This window comes from Streptomyces sp. NPDC030798, from assembly GCF_055572275.1.
In genome coordinates this window covers 232,151-250,445 of the sequence record NZ_JBVIDR010000003.1, presented here as the reverse complement: position 1 = coordinate 250,445, position 18,295 = coordinate 232,151, and the positions used below count along the sequence as shown (strand labels likewise).

Sequence of the window (18,295 nt, the reverse complement as noted above, 5' to 3'; positions counted from 1 at the left end):
GAGCCCCCGACCTCGACCCCCCGACCCCCGTGCTGCCGACCCCGAGTGAGGTGGTGCCCGATGGCAGCAGATCCCTCCTCCCCGTCTCCCGCCGAACCGGCGCCGGACGGGCAGAACTCCGGCCGCGGAGGGCGGCTGATCCTGTGGGGCGTGGCGATCGCCTTCCTCGCCGTCACCGTGTTCGGCGGCCACCAGGATCCGAACGACACCCCGGACGCCGCACCCCGCGCCCCGGCCGCGACCGAGGCCGCCCGGGCCGACACCCACCGGACCGGCAAGGGACTGCCGCACGCCACGCCGACCCGACTGCTCATCCCGAAGATCTTCGTGGACGCCCCCTTCACCGCCCTGTCCATCGGCCCCTCCGGCCAGCTCGAGCCTCCGCCGGCGGCCAACACCAACCTCGTGGGCTGGTACTCCGACGGCGTCTCGCCCGGCGAGGTGGGCACCTCGATCATCGCCGGGCACGTCGACACGGCGACCTCCGCCGCCGTCTTCGCCAACCTCTACGAGCTCGAGCCCGGCGACCGCTTCTCCGTCGACCGGGCCGACGGGCGGACGGCCACCTTCGTCGTGGACGACACGGACACGTTCCCGAAGGACGACTTCCCCAGCAAGCGCGTGTACGCCGACACCTCGCGCCCCGAGGTCCGGCTCATCACCTGCGCGGGGGACTACGACCACTCGGTGAAGGACTACACCGACAACCTGGTCGTCTTCGCCCACCTCGTGTGACGCCGCTGCCGCTCGGCCCGGCGCGGCGGCGTCCGGACGGGGCGTCGGGCAGCGGCACACAGGTTCAGCCCGTCGACTCGCGGACCACCAGCGCATAGCTGCTGACGAACTCCACCGGCTCGGCCGGCGGCCCCTGTTCCGCGATCCGCGCGGTCAGCAGGGCGACCGCCCGTTCGGCCATCAGGTCGTGGTCGGGGTCCACGGTGGACAGCGAGGGCACGAGGAACGCGCTCTCGTCGACGTTGTCGAAGCCGATCACCCGGACCTGCCCGGGCACCCGCACCCCCGCGTCGGCCAGGCCGCGCAGCGCGCCCGTCGCCACCGTGTCCGTCACACAGAACAGGCCGTCGAAGTCCAGCCCCCGTGCGACCATCTCCCGGACCCGCCGGGCACCGGCGTCCATGGTGAACGACGGCAGGCACTGCACCAGCTCCGGATCGGCCGGCAGCCCCGCGGCCTCCAGCGCCCGGCGGTAGCCCTGGTGACGCAGGGTCGACACATCGACCTCGTCGCGCAGTTCCCCGCACAGGATCGCGATCCGCCGGCAGCCCCGGTCGATCAGGTGCCCGGTGGCGGCCGCCGAGGCCGCCACGTTGGGCATGGCGACATGGTCCACGGGCCCGCCGAAGATCCGCTCGCCCAGGATGACCACGGGATGGTCGACCCGGAGCAGGTCGGCGTCGGCGGGGCCCATGCCGACGGTGGCGAGGATGAGCCCGTCGTAGAGCCGGTTGCGGGACTGGGCCAGGGCCGCCAGCTCGTCCTCCCGGCGGGCGCCGGTCTGCTCGATGCCCACGCGCAGGCCGTGCCGGGCCGCCGCCGTGATCAGGGCGGAGGCCAGCCGGCCGTAGTACGGGCTGTTCACCTGCGGCACCGCCAGGCCGATGGTTCCGGTACGGCCCTTGCGCAGGTTGCGGGCCGCCACGTTGACCCGGTAGTCGAGCCGGGCCATCGCCTCCAGGACGCGCTCGCGGGTGGCGGGGCGGACGTTGGGTCGGTCGTTGATGACGTTCGAGACGGTCATCGCCGACACCCCGGCCGCCTTCGCCACGTCCTGGATCGTCGTCACGTTCACTTCCTCCCGGTGTCCTCCGCGAGACGATAGAGGGCGGCGCCGGGGGCGGGCACGTCGATGGTCGGACTGCGGCCGTCGTGCGGGGCGTCGTGGGCGAGCGGGCCGAACCCGGCGGCGGCGGACGGGAACCGGTTCGGTGCCGGGAGCTGACGGCCGTGGGCGTCCAGGACCAGCGGCGCGTCCGCGTTGTGGCCGTGGGCGCGGGCCGTGGGGTCGTGCCACTGGATGTTCACCACGACGGTGTCCCAGCCGTACGGCAGCGGGTGCTCCGCCAGGAACGCGGCGTCGGCGGGCACCTCGTCCAGGGGGCGCAACCGGCGTGCGGGGAGCGGCCGTTGCCCGGCGCCGTCCTCGGCCCGGGTCATGGTGCGGCGCTCAGTCCGGGAGGGTCACGGGCGCCTGGACCGTGACGAACGAGTGCGGGGGGATCCTGAGCGAGAGGCCCTCGGAGGTGACGGTCAGCCCCTCGAAGGGGCGCGGTGCCACGGCCGTGGGCGCCTGCGGGGTGTTGTGGGCCTGCGGCTTGTCGGCCGTGAGCACGCGGGCGTACGGCTCGCCGATCTGGCCGCCGCGCAGGTCCAGGGTCACCTCGGCCGCCTCCTCGGCGTCCAGGTTGCTCAGCGAGACGAGCAGCGACCCGTCCTTCACGCTGGCGGAGACCGACACGGTCTCCAGCTCCTCGTCCCCGACCCGGCGCCGGGCGGACGCGGTGCGCAGGTGCACCGGGAGCGAGGTGGCGTCCTGGTGCCCCTTGTTCATCTCGAACACGTGATACGTCGGGGTCAGCACCAGCGCGTCCCCGTCGGTGAGGAGCATCGCCTGCAGGACGTTGACGGTCTGGGCGATGTTGGCCATGTGCAGACGGGCGGCGTGGCGGTGGAAGATGTCGAAGTGGGTGCTCGCCACCAGCGCGTCGCGCATCGTGTTCTGCTGGAACAGGAAGCCCGGGTTGGTGCCCGGCTCCACGTCCCACCAGGTGCCCCACTCGTCCAGCACCAGACCGACCGTGCGCCGGGGGTCGTAGACGTCCATGACCGTGGAGTGGCCGGTCAGGATCCGGTCCACGCGCCGCGCGGACAGCATGGCCCGGTAGTGGTCGTCGGTGGTGAAGTCGGTGGCGCTGCCCTTGGCCTCCCAGGGGCCGGCCAGCGTGTAGTAATGGATGGACAGGCCCTGGAAGAAGTTCTTCGGAGTGGCCTCGCAGCCGAAGCAGCTGATCTGCTGCATCAGCGTCTCGGTCCACTTGTAGTCGTCCCCGTTCGCGCCCGAGGCGATGCGGTACAGCTTGTTGTCGCCGTGGTCGCGGCAGTACGTGGCGTACTGGCGGGCGAGGTCGGCGGAGTACTCGGCGCGCATGTTGCCGCCGCAGCCCCAGGTCTCGTTGCCGATGCCCCAGTACCGCACGCGCCAGGGCTCCTCGCGCCCGTTGGCCTTGCGCAGCCGCACCATGGGGCTGTCGCCGTCCCGGGTCAGGTACTCGACCCACTCGCTCATCTCCCGGACGGTGCCGCTGCCGACGTTGCCGCTGATGTACGGCTCGGCGCCGAGCAGTTCGCACAGGGCCATGAACTCGTGGGTGCCGAAGTGGTTGTTCTCCTCGACGTTGCCCCAGTGGGTGTTGACCATGCTCGGCCGCTGTTCGCGCGGCCCGATGCCGTCACGCCAGTGGTACTCGTCGGCGAAGCAGCCGCCCGGCCAGCGCAGGTTGGGGATGTCCAGTGCGCGCAGCGCCTCGACGACGTCGAGGCGGATGCCGCCCTCGTGGGGGAGCGGGGAGTCCTCGCCGACCCAGAAGCCGCCGTAGATGCAGCGCCCCAGATGCTCGGCGAAGTGACCGTAGAGATGGCGGCTGATCGTCGGGCCCTCGATGTCGAGGTTGATGATCGCGGAGGCGGTGGGCACGGAGCGACTCCCGTCTGAGGCCACGTGGACGGTGCTTGTATCGATAAAAAATTCCCATCCCGCCGCGTGCACGTCAAGAGAGCGGTTGCTGCCGGGTCGGGGCGACGCGGGCGCGTGCGTCGCGGCGTCGAAGCGGGCCGGCCCTCGGCAGGGACAGGGCGCCGGAACCTGCCGGGTTCCGGCATGGTGGGCGTGGGAGCACGACCAGGAGGATGGACGCGACCAGTGACGTCCGACCGCGGGAAAGGACCCTCGTGCTCGCCCGGTTGCCCCTCCTGCCTCTGCTGCTCCTGGCGGCGTTCGTCACCCTCGTCGTCTGCCTCGCCGTCCACCGGTGGGTGCGGGCGCCCCGGCTGACCGCGGGGGTCCTCGCCGTCTCGGTCCTGTGCTGCCTGGGCATGGTCGTGGTGGGAGCCGCCCAGGACCAGCACTGGAGCGTCCGGCAGATGCTGGTCTGCTACTCCTTCACGTGGGCGGGGTTCGCCATCGGCTTTCTCCCGTCCCGTAGGTACGTCCTGTCCTGGGCCGACGACTGGCGCCGCGGGGTCAGGAGGGAGCGCCACGACTACCCGGCCCGGTACCGGGCTGCGGTGTACACGTCGGTCATCGGCATGGCCCTGCTCGGCTACGTGCTCTCGATCTGACGGCCCCCGCCGGACCCCCGGCCGTGGACCCGGCCGGACCTGCGGCTTGTGCCGGCCGGGGCACAATGGAACCCTTCCGTCCGGCGGCCGTGAGCAGGCGGTTCCCGGCAGAGTGTGCGGCCGGGCGCGGTGGCCGCGGCGCGGGACCGACGAACAGCGGGGGAGTGGACCGATGGAGCTGGAGCTGCGGCATCTGCGGGTGCTGTGCGCGATCGCCGACGCGGGCAGTGTGGGCCGCGCCGCCACCCAGCTCGGCTACTCGCAGCCCGCCGTCAGCACCCAGCTCCGGCGCATCGAGCGCCACCTGGGGGAGCCCCTCTTCGAACGGGGCCCGAGCGGTGTGCGGCCCACCCGGTACGGCGCCGAGGTCGTCGCCCAGGCCCGGGACGTGCTCGCCCGCGCCGACGCCATCGGCCACCGCCGCCCGGCCGCCGAAGGACCGCGCCGTCCCCTGCGCGTCGCCGCGACCAACTCGCCCATGCTCTCGGGCACCGTCTCCCGCGTCCGCACCCGGCTGCCCGAGCTGCCCCTGGCCGTGACCAGTGTCTACGCCTCCTCCCGGATCGTGGAACTGCTGGAGGAGGGCACGGTGGACGCCGCGATCGCCGCCGACTACCCGGGTCGGGAGCTGCGGCACTCGGACGCCGTGCGACACCGCGGGATCGTCACCGAGCCCACCTTCGTCGCCCTGCCGGCCCGCCACCGGCTGCGCCAGTGCGCGCAGGTGCAGCTCGCCGACCTGGCCGAGGACGCCTGGTTCGTGACCCCGGACGACGGCGCGGGCTGGCCCGGCGTGTTCTACGACGCCTGCGCCGCCGCCGGGTTCACCCCGGTCGCCGTCCACGAGTTCCTCGGCGACCAGACCCAGCTGCAGAGCATGATCGCCGGCGGGCTCGGGGTGTCCCTCGTGCAGCCGACGCTGCGCCCGATCCCGCACGTCACGGTCAAGCCGCTGGCGGGCTCGCCCCTGTGGTGCCGGTACGTGCTGGCGTGGCGGCCCGACGCCGTCGGCGACGACGTCGTGGAGACGGTGGTCCAGTCGGCCACCGCCGCCTACCGCGACCTGGTCGCCCAGGCACCGCACCTCAGAACCTGGGCCTCGCGCATCTGGAGCATCGCCGGATCGTAGGCGAGAGACGGATTCAGCACGGTGTTATGAGCCGTCAGTGCCATGTGCTATGTCACACGCCATTGTTGGCCCGGGTGGCGCGCTGAGACAGTGCCTCACACGCCTCACCACCCCACCGAGGCGCATCCCTTCGTGGAGGAATCCAGATGCGCTATCGCTTCGCGCTGCCCAGACGCATGGCCGGAGCAGCCGCCGTCGGCGTCACCGTGGCCGGCCTGCTGTCGACACCGGCGCACGCCGCACCCCCGCCGCAGGTCCGCACCGTCACTCACACCCCCGGGAAGGCGGCCGGCCACAGGCCCCCGCCCACCGGCCCGGCCGCCGACGCCACCGAGCGTCCGGCGAGCCAGGCGCGCCGACTCAGCCCCACGCAACTCCCGCCCCACGCACCGGCGTTCACCCGCAGCATGGAGGTCGCCGCCCCGCACCACGCCGCGCGCGCATCGGACGCGTGCACCCCCGCCGATTTCGGCAGCCGCAGCGGGTCCGCCCTGGTCGCGTTCGTGAAGGCCGCCTCCGCGGACTGCGTCAACACCCTCTTCTCCGTCACCGGCGCCGACGCGCACGCCGTCTTCCGCCAGCCGCAGATGCTGACCGTCGCCCAGGCGTTCAGCCGCACGGCGGCGACCTACCGGGGCGACAACTCCGGGAGCCTGCTGCAACTGGTCCTCTTCCTGCGCGCCGGCTACTACGTCCAGTTCAACCACCCCGGCGACGTGGGGCCGTACACCTCCCGCCTCACCACCGCCACCACCGGCGGCCTGGACACCTTCTTCGCCCGCCGCCACTCCCGGGACGTCTCGGCGGCCAACGGCGACATCCTCGGCGAGACCGTGATCCTCACCGACAGCGCCGACCAGCAGGGGCGCTACCTGTCCGTCTACCGGCGCCTGCTGAACGCCTACGACAGCACCTACGACGCGATCGACAGCATGGTCAGGGCCGTCAACGACGTCTACACCCCCCTGTGGCGCGGCAACTGGAACCCCGCGTACGTGACGGCGGTCGCGGACGACCCGCGCATCGTCGACACCCTGCACGACTTCGCGCTGGCCAACACCGACCAGCTCGGCACCGACCTGGCCTTCCTGGACACCAACGCCGGGATGAACCTGGCCCGTTATGTCGAGCACCCGGAACTCCGGGACGAGGTACGGCCGTTGACCAGGGAGCTGCTGGGCGCGACCGCCATGACCGGCCCGACGGCCGGGCTCTGGGTCGCGGTGGCGACGCAGGCGAACGCCTACGACGCCGCCGACTGCGCGTACTACGACGTCTGCGATCTGCCCGCCAAGCTGACCGACGCCGCGCTGCCCCTCACCCACCACTGCGACGCGGACCACACCATCCGCGCCCAGGCCCTCACGGCGGCCGAGCTCGACGCCGCCTGCGACAGCGTGCTGCACCAGGACGCCTACTTCCGCGGGCTGGTCGGGGCCGACGGCCCGATACCCGGGCAGTACGTCTCGACCATCCGGCTCGTCGTCTTCGCCAGCCGCGCCGACTACCAGACCTACGCCGGCGCGATCTACGGCGTCAGCACCGACAACGGCGGCATCACCCTGGACGGCGACCCCTCCGACCCGGCCAACCAGCCGACGTCGATCATGTACCAGAAGGACTACGACGACGGTTTCGTGGCCAGGATCTGGAACCTCAACCACGAGTACACGCACTTCCTCGACGGCCGCGACGACATGAAGGGCGACTTCACCGAGCAGATCTCGGTGCCGGACGTGTGGTGGATCGAGGGCGTCGCCGAGTACGTGTCCTACAGCTACCGCGGCCTCGCCGACGACCAGGCGATCCAGGAGGCGGCGAAGCACACGTACCGCCTGAGCACCCTGTTCGAGAACACCTACGACAACAGTGACGTGACCCGTACCTATCCGTGGGGCTACCTCGCGGTGCGTTACATGGCCGAGCGGCACCCCGACGACATCGGGCGCATGCTCGCCCGCTTCCGCGTCGGTGACTACGCCGGCGGATACGCCGTCTACCACGACGGCATCGGCACCCGCTACGACGCCGACTTCGACCAGTGGCTCACGGCGTGCGCCGCGGGCGCCTGCGCCAGGCCGGCGAAGGCCTGACGCACGCGCCCCCAGCACAGGCGGCCGCCGACCGGAACCCGGTCGGCGGCCGCTGAGCTTCCCGTGCGAGGCGTCAGACCGCCGTCGCCGGGTACGTCGGGTACTCCACGCCCGAGACGTGCTGCACGACCCGGACGACCTGGCAGGAGTAGCCGAACTCGTTGTCGTACCAGAGGTAGAGGATCGCGTTGTCGCCCTCCACCTTCAGGGCGCCCGCGTCCACGATGGAGGCGTGGCGCGAGCCGATGAAGTCGCTGGAGACCGCGTCGGGCGCCGTGGTGAAGTCGATCTGGCGCTTGAGCGGCGAGGTCAGCGAAACGTCCCGCAGGTAGTCGTGGACGTCGTCGCGGGTGGTCTCGCGGGCGAGCTGCAGATTGAGGATCGCGATCGAGACGTCCGGCACCGGGACGCGGATCGAGCTGCCGGTGATCCGCGCCTTCAGGTCGGGCAGCGCCTTGGCGACGGCCGAGGCGGCACCGGTCTCAGTGATCACCATGTTGAGCGGCGCTGAGCGGCCGCGGCGCTCGGACTTGTGGTAATTGTCCAGCAGGTTCTGGTCGTTGGTGAACGAGTGGACGGTCTCCACGTGGCCGCGCAGCACACCGTACTCGTCGTCCATCGCCTTCAGCGGCGGGACGATGGCGTTGGTGGTGCAGGAAGCGCAGGACAGGATCTGCTCGTCCGGCTTGACGGTGTCGTGGTTGACGCCGTGCACGATGTTCGGGACGTCGCCCTTGCCCGGCGCGGTCAGCACGACCTTCTCGATGCCGGGGCGCAGGTGCTTCGACAGGCCCTCGCGGTCACGCCACTTGCCGGTGTTGTCGATGAGGATGGCGTCGCGGATGCCGTACTCGGTGTAGTCCACGGCCGACGGGTCGTCGGCGTAGATCACCTTGATCGCGTTGCCGTTGGCGACGATCGTGCTGGTGTCCTCGTCCACGGTGATGGTGCCCTGGAACTGGCCGTGGATGGAGTCGCGGCGCAGCAGCGAGGCGCGCTTGACGATGTCCTGCGCGCCGCCGCCGCGCACCACGATGGCGCGCAGCCGGAGGCCGTTGCCCGAGCCCGCCTTCTCGATCAGTAGCCGGGCGACGAGGCGGCCGATGCGGCCGAAGCCGTACAGGACGACGTCGCGCGGCTCACGGCGTTCGATCTTGTTGGCGCCGGTGGCACCGGCGACGGCCTCCGCGGTGAACTCCGCCACGCTCAGCCCGCGGTCGTCGGCCTTGTAGGTGGTGGCCAGCATGCCGAGGTCGATCTGGGAGGGCCCGAGGTCGAGGGTGGTCAGGGCCTGCAGGAACGGCATCGTCTCGGTGACCGAGAGTTCCTCGCCGGCGATCTGCCGGGCGAAGCGGTGCGTCTTGAGGATGCTGACCACCGACTTGTTCACCAGGGAGCGGCTGTGCAGCAGGACGGTCACGTCCCGCTCGCGGTGCAGCTTCCCGATGAGCGGGATCATCGACTCCGCGATCTCCTCGCGGTGCATCCAGTTGGTGAACGAGTCGTCGTTGACAGTCACAGATCAATCTTTCGAGCTAGGCAGCGCTCATATGCTAACCGCACCCTACTTCGATCCTTCCGGGGGGCCGTGCCGGGGGTGTCCGACGGGAGGTTTGCCCTGGTTCCGTGTGTCACGCGACTGCCATGTGCGAAGCGGGTCGCGGTCATTCCTGCATCAGGGTCTTCTGCCTCACGGTCTTTCCTGAATAAGGGTCTTCCGCATCACGGTCCTTCCTGAATCAGGGTGGAAGACCGTAAGAAACCCGAGTCGCGGATTGCACGCCCCCACCGGCGTGACCAAGGTCGGAACGTGAGCACGTCTTCCGTCCCCCGGCCCGAGCCGGCCGCCCCGTCCGGTCCCCTCCGCCGCCGTCCCGCGCTGCCCCGCCCCGCCCGGCACCGGATCCCCGAAGGCGCCCTGCCGGCCCTCGCGCTGTTCGCCGCGGTCCGGCTCGCCGGAGTCGCCGTCGTGATGGCCCTCAACCACGCCACCGGCCATCCGCTGGTCAAGAGCCTTGCCCACTCCTGGGACTCCCGCTGGTACCTGCACATCGCCACCCACGGCTACGAGCACCTCGTCTGGATCACCCCGACCGGCGGGGTGCAGACCGACTGGGCGTTCTTCCCGCTCTATCCCGGACTCGTCCGGGCCCTGATCATCATCCTGCCGCTCACCCCCGGCGAGGCCGCGCTGCTCGTCGCCTGGGCCGCCGCCGGCCTCGCCGCGTACGGCCTCTACGTCCTCGGCCACCACCTGTACGGCCGGGCCGTCGCCACCGCCCTGGTCGGCCTGTGGGCCGCCTTGCCGCACGCTGTCGAACTGACCATCGCCTACACCGAGTCCCTCTTCGCCGCGCTGGCCGTCTGGTCGTTGTACAGCGTGCTCAAGGGCCGCTGGCTGTGGGCCGGTTCGCTCGCCGCGCTGGCCGGTCTGTCCCGGCCCACCGGGTGCGCGGTGGCGCTCGCCGTCGCCGTCGCCGCCGCGCACGAGGTGGTGCGCCGGCGCGGCCGCGCCCCGGCGGCCCTGTGGGCCGGCGCCCTGCTCGCGCCGCTGGGCTGGCTCGGCTACGTCCTGTGGGTGGGCCACCGGACCGGCGACCTGCTGCACGGATACTTCACGGTGCAGCGCGCCTGGGATTCGCGCTTCGACTTCGGCGCCGGCGCCCTGCGCTTCCTCAGAGTGCTGTTCCTGTACGGCGGCCATGTCGTCTACCCCGTGGCCCTGGTGATCGTCCTGACCGGTGTCGTCCTGTTCGGGCTGCTCTGCCTGGACCGGGCCCCGCTGGTCCTGGTGGTCTTCGCGGGCGTGCTGGTGCTGCTCGTGGTCGGCGGCTCCGGGTCGTTCTCGTCCAAGCCGCGCTTTCTGCTGCCCGTCTTCCCGCTGCTCATCCCCCCGGCCCGCGCCTTCGCCCGCACCTGGCGGGCACGGCCGGCCCAGGCGCTGCTGGTGGGCGGCTCCCTGGCCGTCGTGTCGCTGCTCTACGGCGCCTATGTGACGGTGGTGGCCCACTCCCCGCTGTGAGGGGCCCCCGCTTCCGGTCCGGTCACATCCATCTCGCCGGCCTCACAGCCGTCACCGATGAAGGGCACAGCGTCCGACGTCCATGACATGCCGTCCGAAAGCGGGCAGGCGCCCGCCCGGACGGTGTCCTTCACGCGCAGGCACGGGCCACGGGATTCGGGGTACAAGCTGAAGGTGCGCTGCGCCCGGCACGGCAGAACGTGTACGAGGCGCCGTGGCACGGTTCGTTGCGGGAACGACCGGAAGGCCGGGTGGGATGGCACGCACGCGGGCAGAGGCCAGTGCCCGGCATCCGAGGCATGAGCGCAGAGGAGAGGCGCGGTTTCCGGCGGTGGTCGCGACCACCGCCGCGATCGCTCTGTACCTGGTGCTGCCGCAGCAGCTGCTGATCGCTCCTCGGTACGTCCTGCCCGCCCTGGAATGCCTGCTGCTCATCCCGCTCATCGCGATCAACCCCAAACGGCTGACCCGGCAGACCAAGACGTTCCGCGTGCTGTCGCTGACGCTCGTGGGCGTCATCGCGGTCAGCAATCTCGTGGCGTTGGCCATCTTGATCCATGAGTTGCTCTACGCGGGGGTGAAGGACGGCCGGTCCCTGCTGGTGGCCGCGCTGCAGGTCTGGCTCACCAACATCATCGTCTTCGGGCTGGCCTACTGGGAGCTGGACCGGGGCGGCCCGGTCAGCCGCACCCAGGCGCCCCGCTCCGCCCTGCCGCTGGCGGACTTCCGCTTCTCCCAGGACGAGAACGACGACGCCGTCCAGGAAGTCGCCGACGGTGCCAGCGTCACCTCGGACTGGGTCCCCACCCTGATGGACTACCTGTACGTGTCCACCACCAACTCCACCGCCTTCAGCCCGACCGACACCATGCCGTTGTCGACCCGCGCCAAAGCCCTGATGGCTGTTCAGAGCGTCTCCGCCCTCGTGACCTCGCTCCTCGTGATCGCGCGGGCCGTCAGCATCCTGCACTGACTTGCCCCCACCGGCCGACCGGCCGCAGCTCCGACGCGCCGTCCGGGCATCGCCTCATGCCCTGTACAGGTGCCGTCGCTCCCTGGTGAACCGGCGCAGGGGCCCCGGCAGCGGCTCCACGCCGATGCCGGGGGTGTCCGGGACCGGGAGATGGCCGCCGTCGAGGACGAACGGCTCGGTGATGTCCTCGGCGAAGTAGCGGGAGGAGGCGGAGGTGTCGCCGGGGAGGGTGCAGCCGGGCAGGGCGGCCAGGGCGAGGTTGGGGGCGCGGCCGATCCCCGTCTCCAGCATGCCGCCGCACCACACCGGGACCCCGTGCGCCTGCGCCACGTCGTGGACGCGGCGGGCCTCCAGGTAGCCGCCGACCCGGGCGGGCTTGACGTTGACCACCCGGCAGGCGTCCATGGCGATTGCGGCGGCGGCGTCCCGTGCGTGGTGCAGGGACTCGTCCAGGCAGACCGGGGTGCGCAGCCGCTTCTGCAGCTGGGCGTGGGCGTGCAGGTTGTTCTCCTCCAGCGGCTCCTCGATCAGCAGCAGCCCGAACTCGTCGAGCCGCCGCAGGTGCTCGGCGTCCGCGAGGGAGTAGGCCGTGTTGGCGTCGACCTGCAGGGGCAGCCCGGCGCCGAAGCGCTCGCGGACAGCGCGGACGGGCTCGACGTCCCAGCCCGGTTCGATCTTCAGCTTGATGCGGACGTAGCCCTCGGCGAGGTAGCGCTCGACGTCGTCCAGCAGCTCGGCGACGGAGTTCTTGATGCCGACGGAGACTCCGGCGGGCACCCGGTCCCGTACGGCGCCCAGGTAGGTGGCGAGCGGCATGCCGTAGGACCGCAGCTCGGCGTCGAGGACCGCAGTCTCCAGGGCCGCCTTCGCCAGCTCGTGCCCCTTGACCTTCGCGAGCGCCGGGGCCAGCGCGGCCGTGGTGAGGTGCGGCAGGGCGGCCGCTCGGGGGATGAGGAAGTCGCGCAGCACGATCTCGGCTCCGGCGACGAACTCCGAGCAGTACAGCGGCTCCGGGTCGGCGGCGAACTCCGACGAGCCCTCCGCCTCGTCGGTGACGACGTGCAGCAGGAAGGTGTCCTTCGTGGTCATCGTGCCGAAGGAGGTCCGGAAGGGCGTCACGAGCGGGATCGCGACGTGCACGATGTCGACGCGTTCGAGCTTCATGCCGCGGCCTCCTCGTGCGAGAGCGTGTACCAGCCGTCGCGGGACATCCCGGTGGCCCGGAACCCCTCCAGGAAGGCCTCCAGGAACACCTCGCGCACGGCGTACCGCCAGCGCAGCGCCAGGGCGGGCTCCGCGGCGCGCAGCTTGACGACGTCGTCGGGGATGCGGCACCACAGGTGCCGGCCGTCCGGGTCCCGGCGGGCGAGCGGGCCGCCGTCCGGAGCCATGCGGACGACGGGCCCGTGGCTGTCTGCGTCGCACGGCTCGCCCGGCGCGGTCAGGTCCCAGGTCACTGTCAGCCGGTCGCTCTCGTCGCCGTCGTTCACGCCGTCGGCCATGGGGCCGTAGAAGTCGACCAGGTACTCCGTGCCGACGGCACCCAGCTTGACCAGGTTGAAGCGGGCGTTGCGGCCGACCAGCGGGTCGAACGTCCAGCGCATGGTACGGGCGCCGAGCCCGGCCGCCCAGTCCCGCTGGGCCTCCTTCACCTGCCGTCCGAGCCCCCGGTCGGCGGCGGCGACCAGCGAGTACGTGCTGCGCTCGGGACCGAGCACGGCCACGGACGCCCCGGCGAGGCGCGGGCCGTCGTAGGCCGCGTGCACGGCGCCCCCGGCATGCACCAGGCTGTGCAGGACCTCCGCCGGGTAGGGCGGGGCGGTGCGGGGGGTCTGCCAGACGTCGCTGAAGTAGTCGGACACGGCCGCGAGCCCGGTGACGTTGTGGACGGTGCGGATGGTGACTCCTGCTGTCATGGCACGAGTGTCGCCGGGCGATGCGCCCGCGGTGTTGTGGGAGCGGCCAAGGGATGCGTACTGTCGTTTCACCATCAGCCAATCACCTCCCCGAGGACCGCCATGGACGCCTGCACCCTCGGCGACCTTCTGGACGTCGTCGGCGGCCCCACCCTGCGCCTGCACACCGCCCCGGCCGGTCCCGGCGCGCCGGTCACCGAGGCGGTGCTCCACGACGGCCACACCCCGCTTCCTCGGCTGCCCGGCGCGCTGCTGCTGGCGGTCGGGACACGAGCGGCGGACGCGGGCCCGCTGCTGCGGGCGGCCGCGCAGGCGGAGCTGACCGGGGTGGTGGTGCGGGGGGCCGACGGCCCGGTCGCGGAGGCCGAGGCCCACGGCGTGGCGCTGCTGTCGGTCGCCGAGGACGCCGCCTGGCACCATGTCCACCTGCTGCTGGCCTCGGCCATCGCCGCCCGGCCCGCCGCGGCCACCGCCGAGCTGGGGCTCGGTGACCTGTTCGCGCTGGCCGACGCCATCGCCACGGCCACCGGCGGCGCCACCGCCATCGAGGACCCACGCCAGCGGATCCTCGCGTACTCGACCGTCCCCGGCCAGTCGGTGGACGAGGACCGCCGGCAGGGCATCCTCGGCCGCCAGGTGCCGGCCAGCGCGGACAACACCGAGCAGTACCGGCGCCTGTTCGCCGCGGACCGGCCGCTGCGACTGCCCGCGCTGACCGGCTCGGACCTGCCCCGGCTGGCGATGCCGGTACGGGCCGGCGGGGAGACGCTGGGCTCGGTGTGGGTGGTCGACGGCGGCTCGCTCGCGCCGGACGCCGAGGACACCCTCGCCCAGGGCGCCTCCACGGCCGCGCTGCTCCTGCTGCGGGCGCGTGCCGCCCAGGAGCTGGCCCGGCACCGGGGCAGCGACCTGCTGCGCCGCCTGCTGGACGGCACGGCGCCGGACCCGGCGACGGCCGCCGCCCGCCTGGGCGTCGACGGCCCGGCCCGGGCGGCCGCGTTCGTCCTGGACTCCGCCGCGAGCGTCCCGGACGCCGAGCGCACCGCGCTGCGCCTGCTGGACGTGGTGCGTCTGCAGTGCGAGGCCCGCTACGGGCGGCATGCGTGCGTGCTGCTCGACGGGGTGGTGTACGCCGTACTGCCCGGTCCCGGCGAGCGGCACAGGAAGCTGGCCGAGGACATCGTGGCTCGGGCCGGGCAGGCGTTGCGCGTGCCGGTGCGGGCGGCGCTCGGCGAGGTCGTGCCGGGCGCGGCCGGGCTGCCCGGCTCGCGGGCGGACGCCGACCTGGTGCTGCGGGTGCTGGACGCCCGGCTGCCGGTGGCCACCGTGGACGAGGTCCGGGCCCGGGTCACGCTGCTGCGCCTGGCGGAAGTGATGGGCGAGCACCGGGAGTTGAACGCGGGGGCGTGGCGGCGGGTGCTGGCGTACGACGCGGAGCACGGCACGGAGTACGCCCGCACGCTGGTCTGCTGGTTCGACGCCGGTTGTGACATGGCGGGCGCGGCGCGACTCCTCGCCGTGCACCCCAACACCTGCCGCTACCGCCTCCGGCAGCTGCAGCAGCACGCCGGAGTCGACCTGGACGACTGCGACGAACGACTGCTGCTGTGGCTTCAGTTGAGGGCGCTGGCGGGGCTCAGCTCAGCCACGACCTGAGCCTGGTCTCGCACCGCTCGAGGTGCTCGACGGGGACGTGCTCCCCGGCCGTGTGGGCGAGGGAGGGGTCCCCGGGGCCGTAGTTGAGCGCGGGCACGCCGAGCGCGGCGAAGCGGGCCACGTCCGTCCAGCCGAGCTTGGCCCTCGGCTCGGCGCCGAGCGCGCGGACCAGCCCGCCGATCCGGTTCAGGTGGGGCGGCGCGCCCGCGACAACCTCGGTGACGCGGACCTCGTGCTCCGGGAACAGCCCGCGCACGTACGACTCCGCCTCCTGGGCCGAACGACTGGGTGCGTAGCGGCAGTTGACGGTGACGACGCACTCGTCGGGCACGACGTTCCCGGCGACCCCTGCTCGCACGGCCACCGCGCTCAGCCCCTCCCGGTACTCCAGCCCGTCGATCACCACCCGCTCGGGCGTGTGGTCGTCCAGCCGCTGCAGCACCCGGGCCGCCTTGTGCGCGGCGTTCACCCCCTGCCAGGCGCGGGCGGTGTGCGCGCGGGCGCCCTTGACCACGATGTCCGCGGTGAGGATGCCCTGGCAGCCGGCCTCGACGCCGGCGTCGGAGGGCTCCATGAGGATCGCGAGAGCGGCGTCGGCGAGCAGGTCCGGGCGCTCGGCGCCGATGCGCGCGAGCCCGTTCCTGTCGCCCTCGACCTCCTCGCACTCGTAGAAGACGTACGTGACGTCGCGGACCGGCTCGGGAATCCCGGCCGCCAGCCGCAGCGCCACGGCGACCCCGCCCTTCATGTCGCAGGCGCCGAGCCCGTGCACGCTGCCGTCGGTGAGCCGGGACGGCAGGTTCCCGGCGGCCGGGACGGTGTCCAGGTGCCCGGCGATCAGCGCCCGTTCGGGGCGGCCGAGACCGGTGCGGGCGACGACGGAATTGCCGAGCCGCTCCACGCTGAGGTGGGGCAGCGCCCGCAGGGCCGCCTCCACGGCGTCCGCCAGCTCCGCCTCCCGGCCGCTCTCGGACGGCAGGTCGACCAGGGCGCGGGTGAGGGTGACCACGTCGGCGGTGAGGTCCAGGGCGCGGGTCATGCCAGGTCCCGCTGCCGGTCGAGCCTGGAGTGCCGGATGCCGTAGAGGCCGTAGATCACGAGCCCGGCTGCCATCCACGCCCCGAACGCGACCCAGGTGTCGGCGCCGAGGCTGCCCAGCATGTAGACGCAGAAGCCGACCCCGAGGAGCGGGGTGAACGGGGAGAACGGCACCCGGAAGGAGCGAGGAGCACCGGGGCTGCGCCGGCGCAGCAGCACGACCGCCAGGTTGACCAGCATGAACGCGAAGAGGGTGCCGATGCTGGTGGCATCGGCGAGGCTGCCGAGCGGGACGAGGGCGGCGAGGACGGCGATGAACGACGAGACGATCACGGTGTTGGCGCGGGGCACGCCGGTGCGCGGGTGGACGCGGGAGAACAGCGGGGGCACGAGGCCGTCCCGGGACATGGCGAACAGGATGCGGATCTGCCCGTACTGCACGGTCAGCACCACGCTGGTGGTGGCGACCACAGCCCCGATGGACAGCAGGATCGGCCACAGGTTCCCGCCGCCGACGGACCGCACCAGCACCTCGCTCAGCGTCGCCTCCGTCCCCGCGAACTGCTTCCAGGGCATCGCGCCGAGCGCGGCGACTGCGACGAGCACGTACAGGGCGGTGACGAGGACGAGGGACAGGATGATGGCGCGGGGCAGGTCGCGCTGCGGATTGCGGGCCTCCTCGCCGGCGGTGGAGGCCGCGTCGAAGCCGATGTAGGAGAAGAAGAGGGAGGCCGCTCCGGCACTCATCCCGGCGGCGCCGAGCGGGAAGAGCGGCTGGAAGTTCCCGGCCCGGAAGGCGGTGAACGCGACCGCGCAGAACAGCAGGAGCGAGGCGATCTTGACGGCGACCATGACGGTGTTGGCGACGGCGCTCTCCTGCGCCCCGCGCAGCAGCACCACCATGGCGAGGACGACGATGAGGGCGGCCGGGATGTTGAGCACGCCGCCCGCGCCGGGCGGGGCGCTGAGCGAGTCGGGCAGGGTCACGCCGAACACGAGATTCAGCAACTCGTTGACGTACTGCCCCCAGCCCACGGCGACGGCGGCCACCGACACCCCGTACTCCAGGATGAGACACCACCCGCACACCCAGGCGACCAGCTCGCCGAGGGTGGCGTAGGCGTAGCTGTACGACGATCCCGAGCCGGGGATCATGCCGGCCAGCTCGGCGTACGACAGCGCCGAGAACAGGGCGGTGACTCCGGCGAGGGCGAAGGAGACGACGATGGCGGGCCCCGCCTCGGGCACGGCCTGCCCGAGCACCACGAAGATGCCGGTGCCGAGGGTCGCCCCCACGCTGAGCAGGGTCAGCTGAGCGACGCCCATGGTCCGCTTCAGGGGGCTCGCCGCCGCTTCTCCGACCAGCGTCCCCATGGCCTGCCGCCGGGTGAGCCGGCCGGTACGCGTTCTCTGTTGTCCGGCCGACGGCCGTGTCCCCACGATTCCCATCACACCGCTCCCTCCGCCTGCGGGCTTTGTCTGGCCCTTGATGATGCGGAGGGGTGAAGACCCACGGTTGTGCGGATCGGCCAAAGCTGCGGCGAGCACATTGGGCAGCGGGCCAAAGCGGCCCCGCCGGATCCGCCGGGCCCGGCGGTCAGCGCAGCGCTTGCGTCACTTCCCGCGCTGCCTCCACCACCCGTGGCCTCACCCGCTTCCGCGCCCGTGATCTCCAGCGTGTGCAGGTCGGTCAGTGGCGCGGTCCCGCCGGAGCTGTGCGAAGACCGCGAATCGGGGTAGCCGAGGCAGAGGCCCCGAGGAAAGGATCGTCATGACGACCTACGTCATCACCGTCCCCGGTACCTTCACCACGGGCGCCGGGCCCGACACCCGAGAGCGGCTGAGCCGGTCGCTCAGGCCCGCCGACCCGCACACCACCCGGATGGGGAGCTCCGAGGACCTCGACGTGCTCAACGTCAACGAGGACAACACCTTCACCCTCCGCCTGACCGTCGAGGCGGACACCGGCCCGCACGCCGAGCAGGAGGCCCGCCGCCTCGCGGACTCCGCCCTGCGCGACGCCGGGCTGGACGAACGGACGGCGCCCCTGGGGCCCGCCGTGATCACCGGCATCGACTCCGAGGTCCGCTGACCCGCAGGGCTGCCGACCCC

16 protein-coding genes are annotated in these 18,295 nt (G+C 72.4%); 8 read left to right on the top strand and 8 right to left on the bottom strand.

Annotated features, from left to right (window positions below; translation table 11 throughout):
* The first annotated feature begins 60 nt into the window (after positions 1-60).
* Positions 61-735 (top strand): class F sortase, encoded by a 675-nt coding sequence (locus ACZ404_RS09425; RefSeq protein WP_468437630.1) that lies wholly within the window; start codon positions 61-63, stop codon positions 733-735.
* 64 nt (positions 736-799) lie between these two features.
* Here the strand turns inward: ACZ404_RS09425 and ACZ404_RS09420 are convergent, their stop codons facing one another.
* The 3 genes from ACZ404_RS09420 to ACZ404_RS09410 are packed head-to-tail and all read right to left on the bottom strand — an operon-like array spanning position 800 to position 3,712.
* Positions 800-1,804 carry a LacI family DNA-binding transcriptional regulator gene (locus tag ACZ404_RS09420; RefSeq protein ID WP_468437628.1) on the bottom strand — a complete coding sequence of 335 codons (1,005 nt, stop codon included), beginning with the start codon at positions 1,802-1,804 and terminating at the stop codon, positions 800-802.
* A 2-nt stretch (positions 1,805-1,806) separates the two neighbouring features.
* A complete protein-coding gene (locus tag ACZ404_RS09415) occupies positions 1,807-2,175 on the bottom strand; it encodes a hypothetical protein (protein WP_468437626.1) in 369 nt (122 codons plus the stop codon).
* 10 nt (positions 2,176-2,185) lie between these two features.
* Entirely contained in the window at positions 2,186-3,712 is a 1,527-nt protein-coding gene (locus tag ACZ404_RS09410; protein WP_468437624.1) for an alpha-N-arabinofuranosidase, read from the bottom strand.
* Between the two features lie 212 nt (positions 3,713-3,924).
* On the opposite strand from ACZ404_RS09410, the gene ACZ404_RS09405 reads away from it, so the two are divergent.
* From ACZ404_RS09405 to ACZ404_RS09395, 3 genes are all read left to right on the top strand, one after another.
* Complete coding sequence (locus tag ACZ404_RS09405) at positions 3,925-4,356, top strand: hypothetical protein (RefSeq protein ID WP_468437622.1); 432 nt, start codon at positions 3,925-3,927, stop codon at positions 4,354-4,356.
* Between the two features lie 172 nt (positions 4,357-4,528).
* A complete protein-coding gene (locus tag ACZ404_RS09400) occupies positions 4,529-5,485 on the top strand; it encodes a LysR family transcriptional regulator (protein ID WP_468437620.1) in 957 nt (318 codons plus the stop codon).
* A gap of 146 nt (positions 5,486-5,631) precedes the next feature.
* On the top strand, positions 5,632-7,578 hold the full coding sequence (locus tag ACZ404_RS09395; RefSeq protein WP_468437618.1) for a collagenase: 1,947 nt from the start codon (positions 5,632-5,634) through the stop codon (positions 7,576-7,578).
* A 73-nt stretch (positions 7,579-7,651) separates the two neighbouring features.
* Here ACZ404_RS09395 and ACZ404_RS09390 read toward each other — a convergent pair whose 3' ends face one another.
* Complete coding sequence (locus ACZ404_RS09390; protein ID WP_468437616.1) at positions 7,652-9,097, bottom strand: glyceraldehyde-3-phosphate dehydrogenase; 1,446 nt, start codon at positions 9,095-9,097, stop codon at positions 7,652-7,654.
* Positions 9,098-9,388: 291 nt separating this feature from the next.
* Between ACZ404_RS09390 and ACZ404_RS09385 the strand changes: the two genes are divergently transcribed.
* Positions 9,389-10,600 carry a hypothetical protein gene (locus tag ACZ404_RS09385; protein WP_468437614.1) on the top strand — a complete coding sequence of 404 codons (1,212 nt, stop codon included), beginning with the start codon at positions 9,389-9,391 and terminating at the stop codon, positions 10,598-10,600.
* A 331-nt stretch (positions 10,601-10,931) separates the two neighbouring features.
* Positions 10,932-11,573 carry a hypothetical protein gene (locus ACZ404_RS09380; protein WP_468437612.1) on the top strand — a complete coding sequence of 214 codons (642 nt, stop codon included), beginning with the start codon at positions 10,932-10,934 and terminating at the stop codon, positions 11,571-11,573.
* Between the two features lie 54 nt (positions 11,574-11,627).
* Here the strand turns inward: ACZ404_RS09380 and menC are convergent, their stop codons facing one another.
* The gene (gene menC, locus ACZ404_RS09375) at positions 11,628-12,737 is read right to left on the bottom strand and encodes an o-succinylbenzoate synthase (RefSeq protein WP_468437610.1); all 1,110 of its coding nucleotides are present in this window, start codon (positions 12,735-12,737) and stop codon (positions 11,628-11,630) included.
* On the bottom strand, positions 12,734-13,489 hold the full coding sequence (locus tag ACZ404_RS09370) for a chorismate synthase (protein ID WP_468437608.1): 756 nt from the start codon (positions 13,487-13,489) through the stop codon (positions 12,734-12,736). Before ACZ404_RS09370 ends, menC begins: the two co-directional genes overlap by 4 nt.
* Before the next feature lie 102 nt (positions 13,490-13,591).
* On the opposite strand from ACZ404_RS09370, the gene ACZ404_RS09365 reads away from it, so the two are divergent.
* The gene (locus ACZ404_RS09365) at positions 13,592-15,145 is read left to right on the top strand and encodes a PucR family transcriptional regulator (protein WP_468437606.1); all 1,554 of its coding nucleotides are present in this window, start codon (positions 13,592-13,594) and stop codon (positions 15,143-15,145) included.
* Here ACZ404_RS09365 and dapE read toward each other — a convergent pair.
* Entirely contained in the window at positions 15,126-16,184 is a 1,059-nt protein-coding gene (gene dapE, locus ACZ404_RS09360; protein ID WP_468437604.1) for a succinyl-diaminopimelate desuccinylase, read from the bottom strand. The genes ACZ404_RS09365 and dapE overlap by 20 nt on opposite strands.
* Entirely contained in the window at positions 16,181-17,632 is a 1,452-nt protein-coding gene (locus ACZ404_RS09355; RefSeq protein WP_468437602.1) for an amino acid permease, read from the bottom strand. Before ACZ404_RS09355 ends, dapE begins: the two co-directional genes overlap by 4 nt.
* Positions 17,633-17,954: 322 nt before the next feature.
* Here ACZ404_RS09355 and ACZ404_RS09350 point away from each other — a divergent pair, with 322 nt between their 5' ends.
* A complete protein-coding gene (locus ACZ404_RS09350) occupies positions 17,955-18,275 on the top strand; it encodes a hypothetical protein (protein ID WP_468437600.1) in 321 nt (106 codons plus the stop codon).
* The last annotated feature ends 20 nt before the right edge of the window (positions 18,276-18,295 follow it).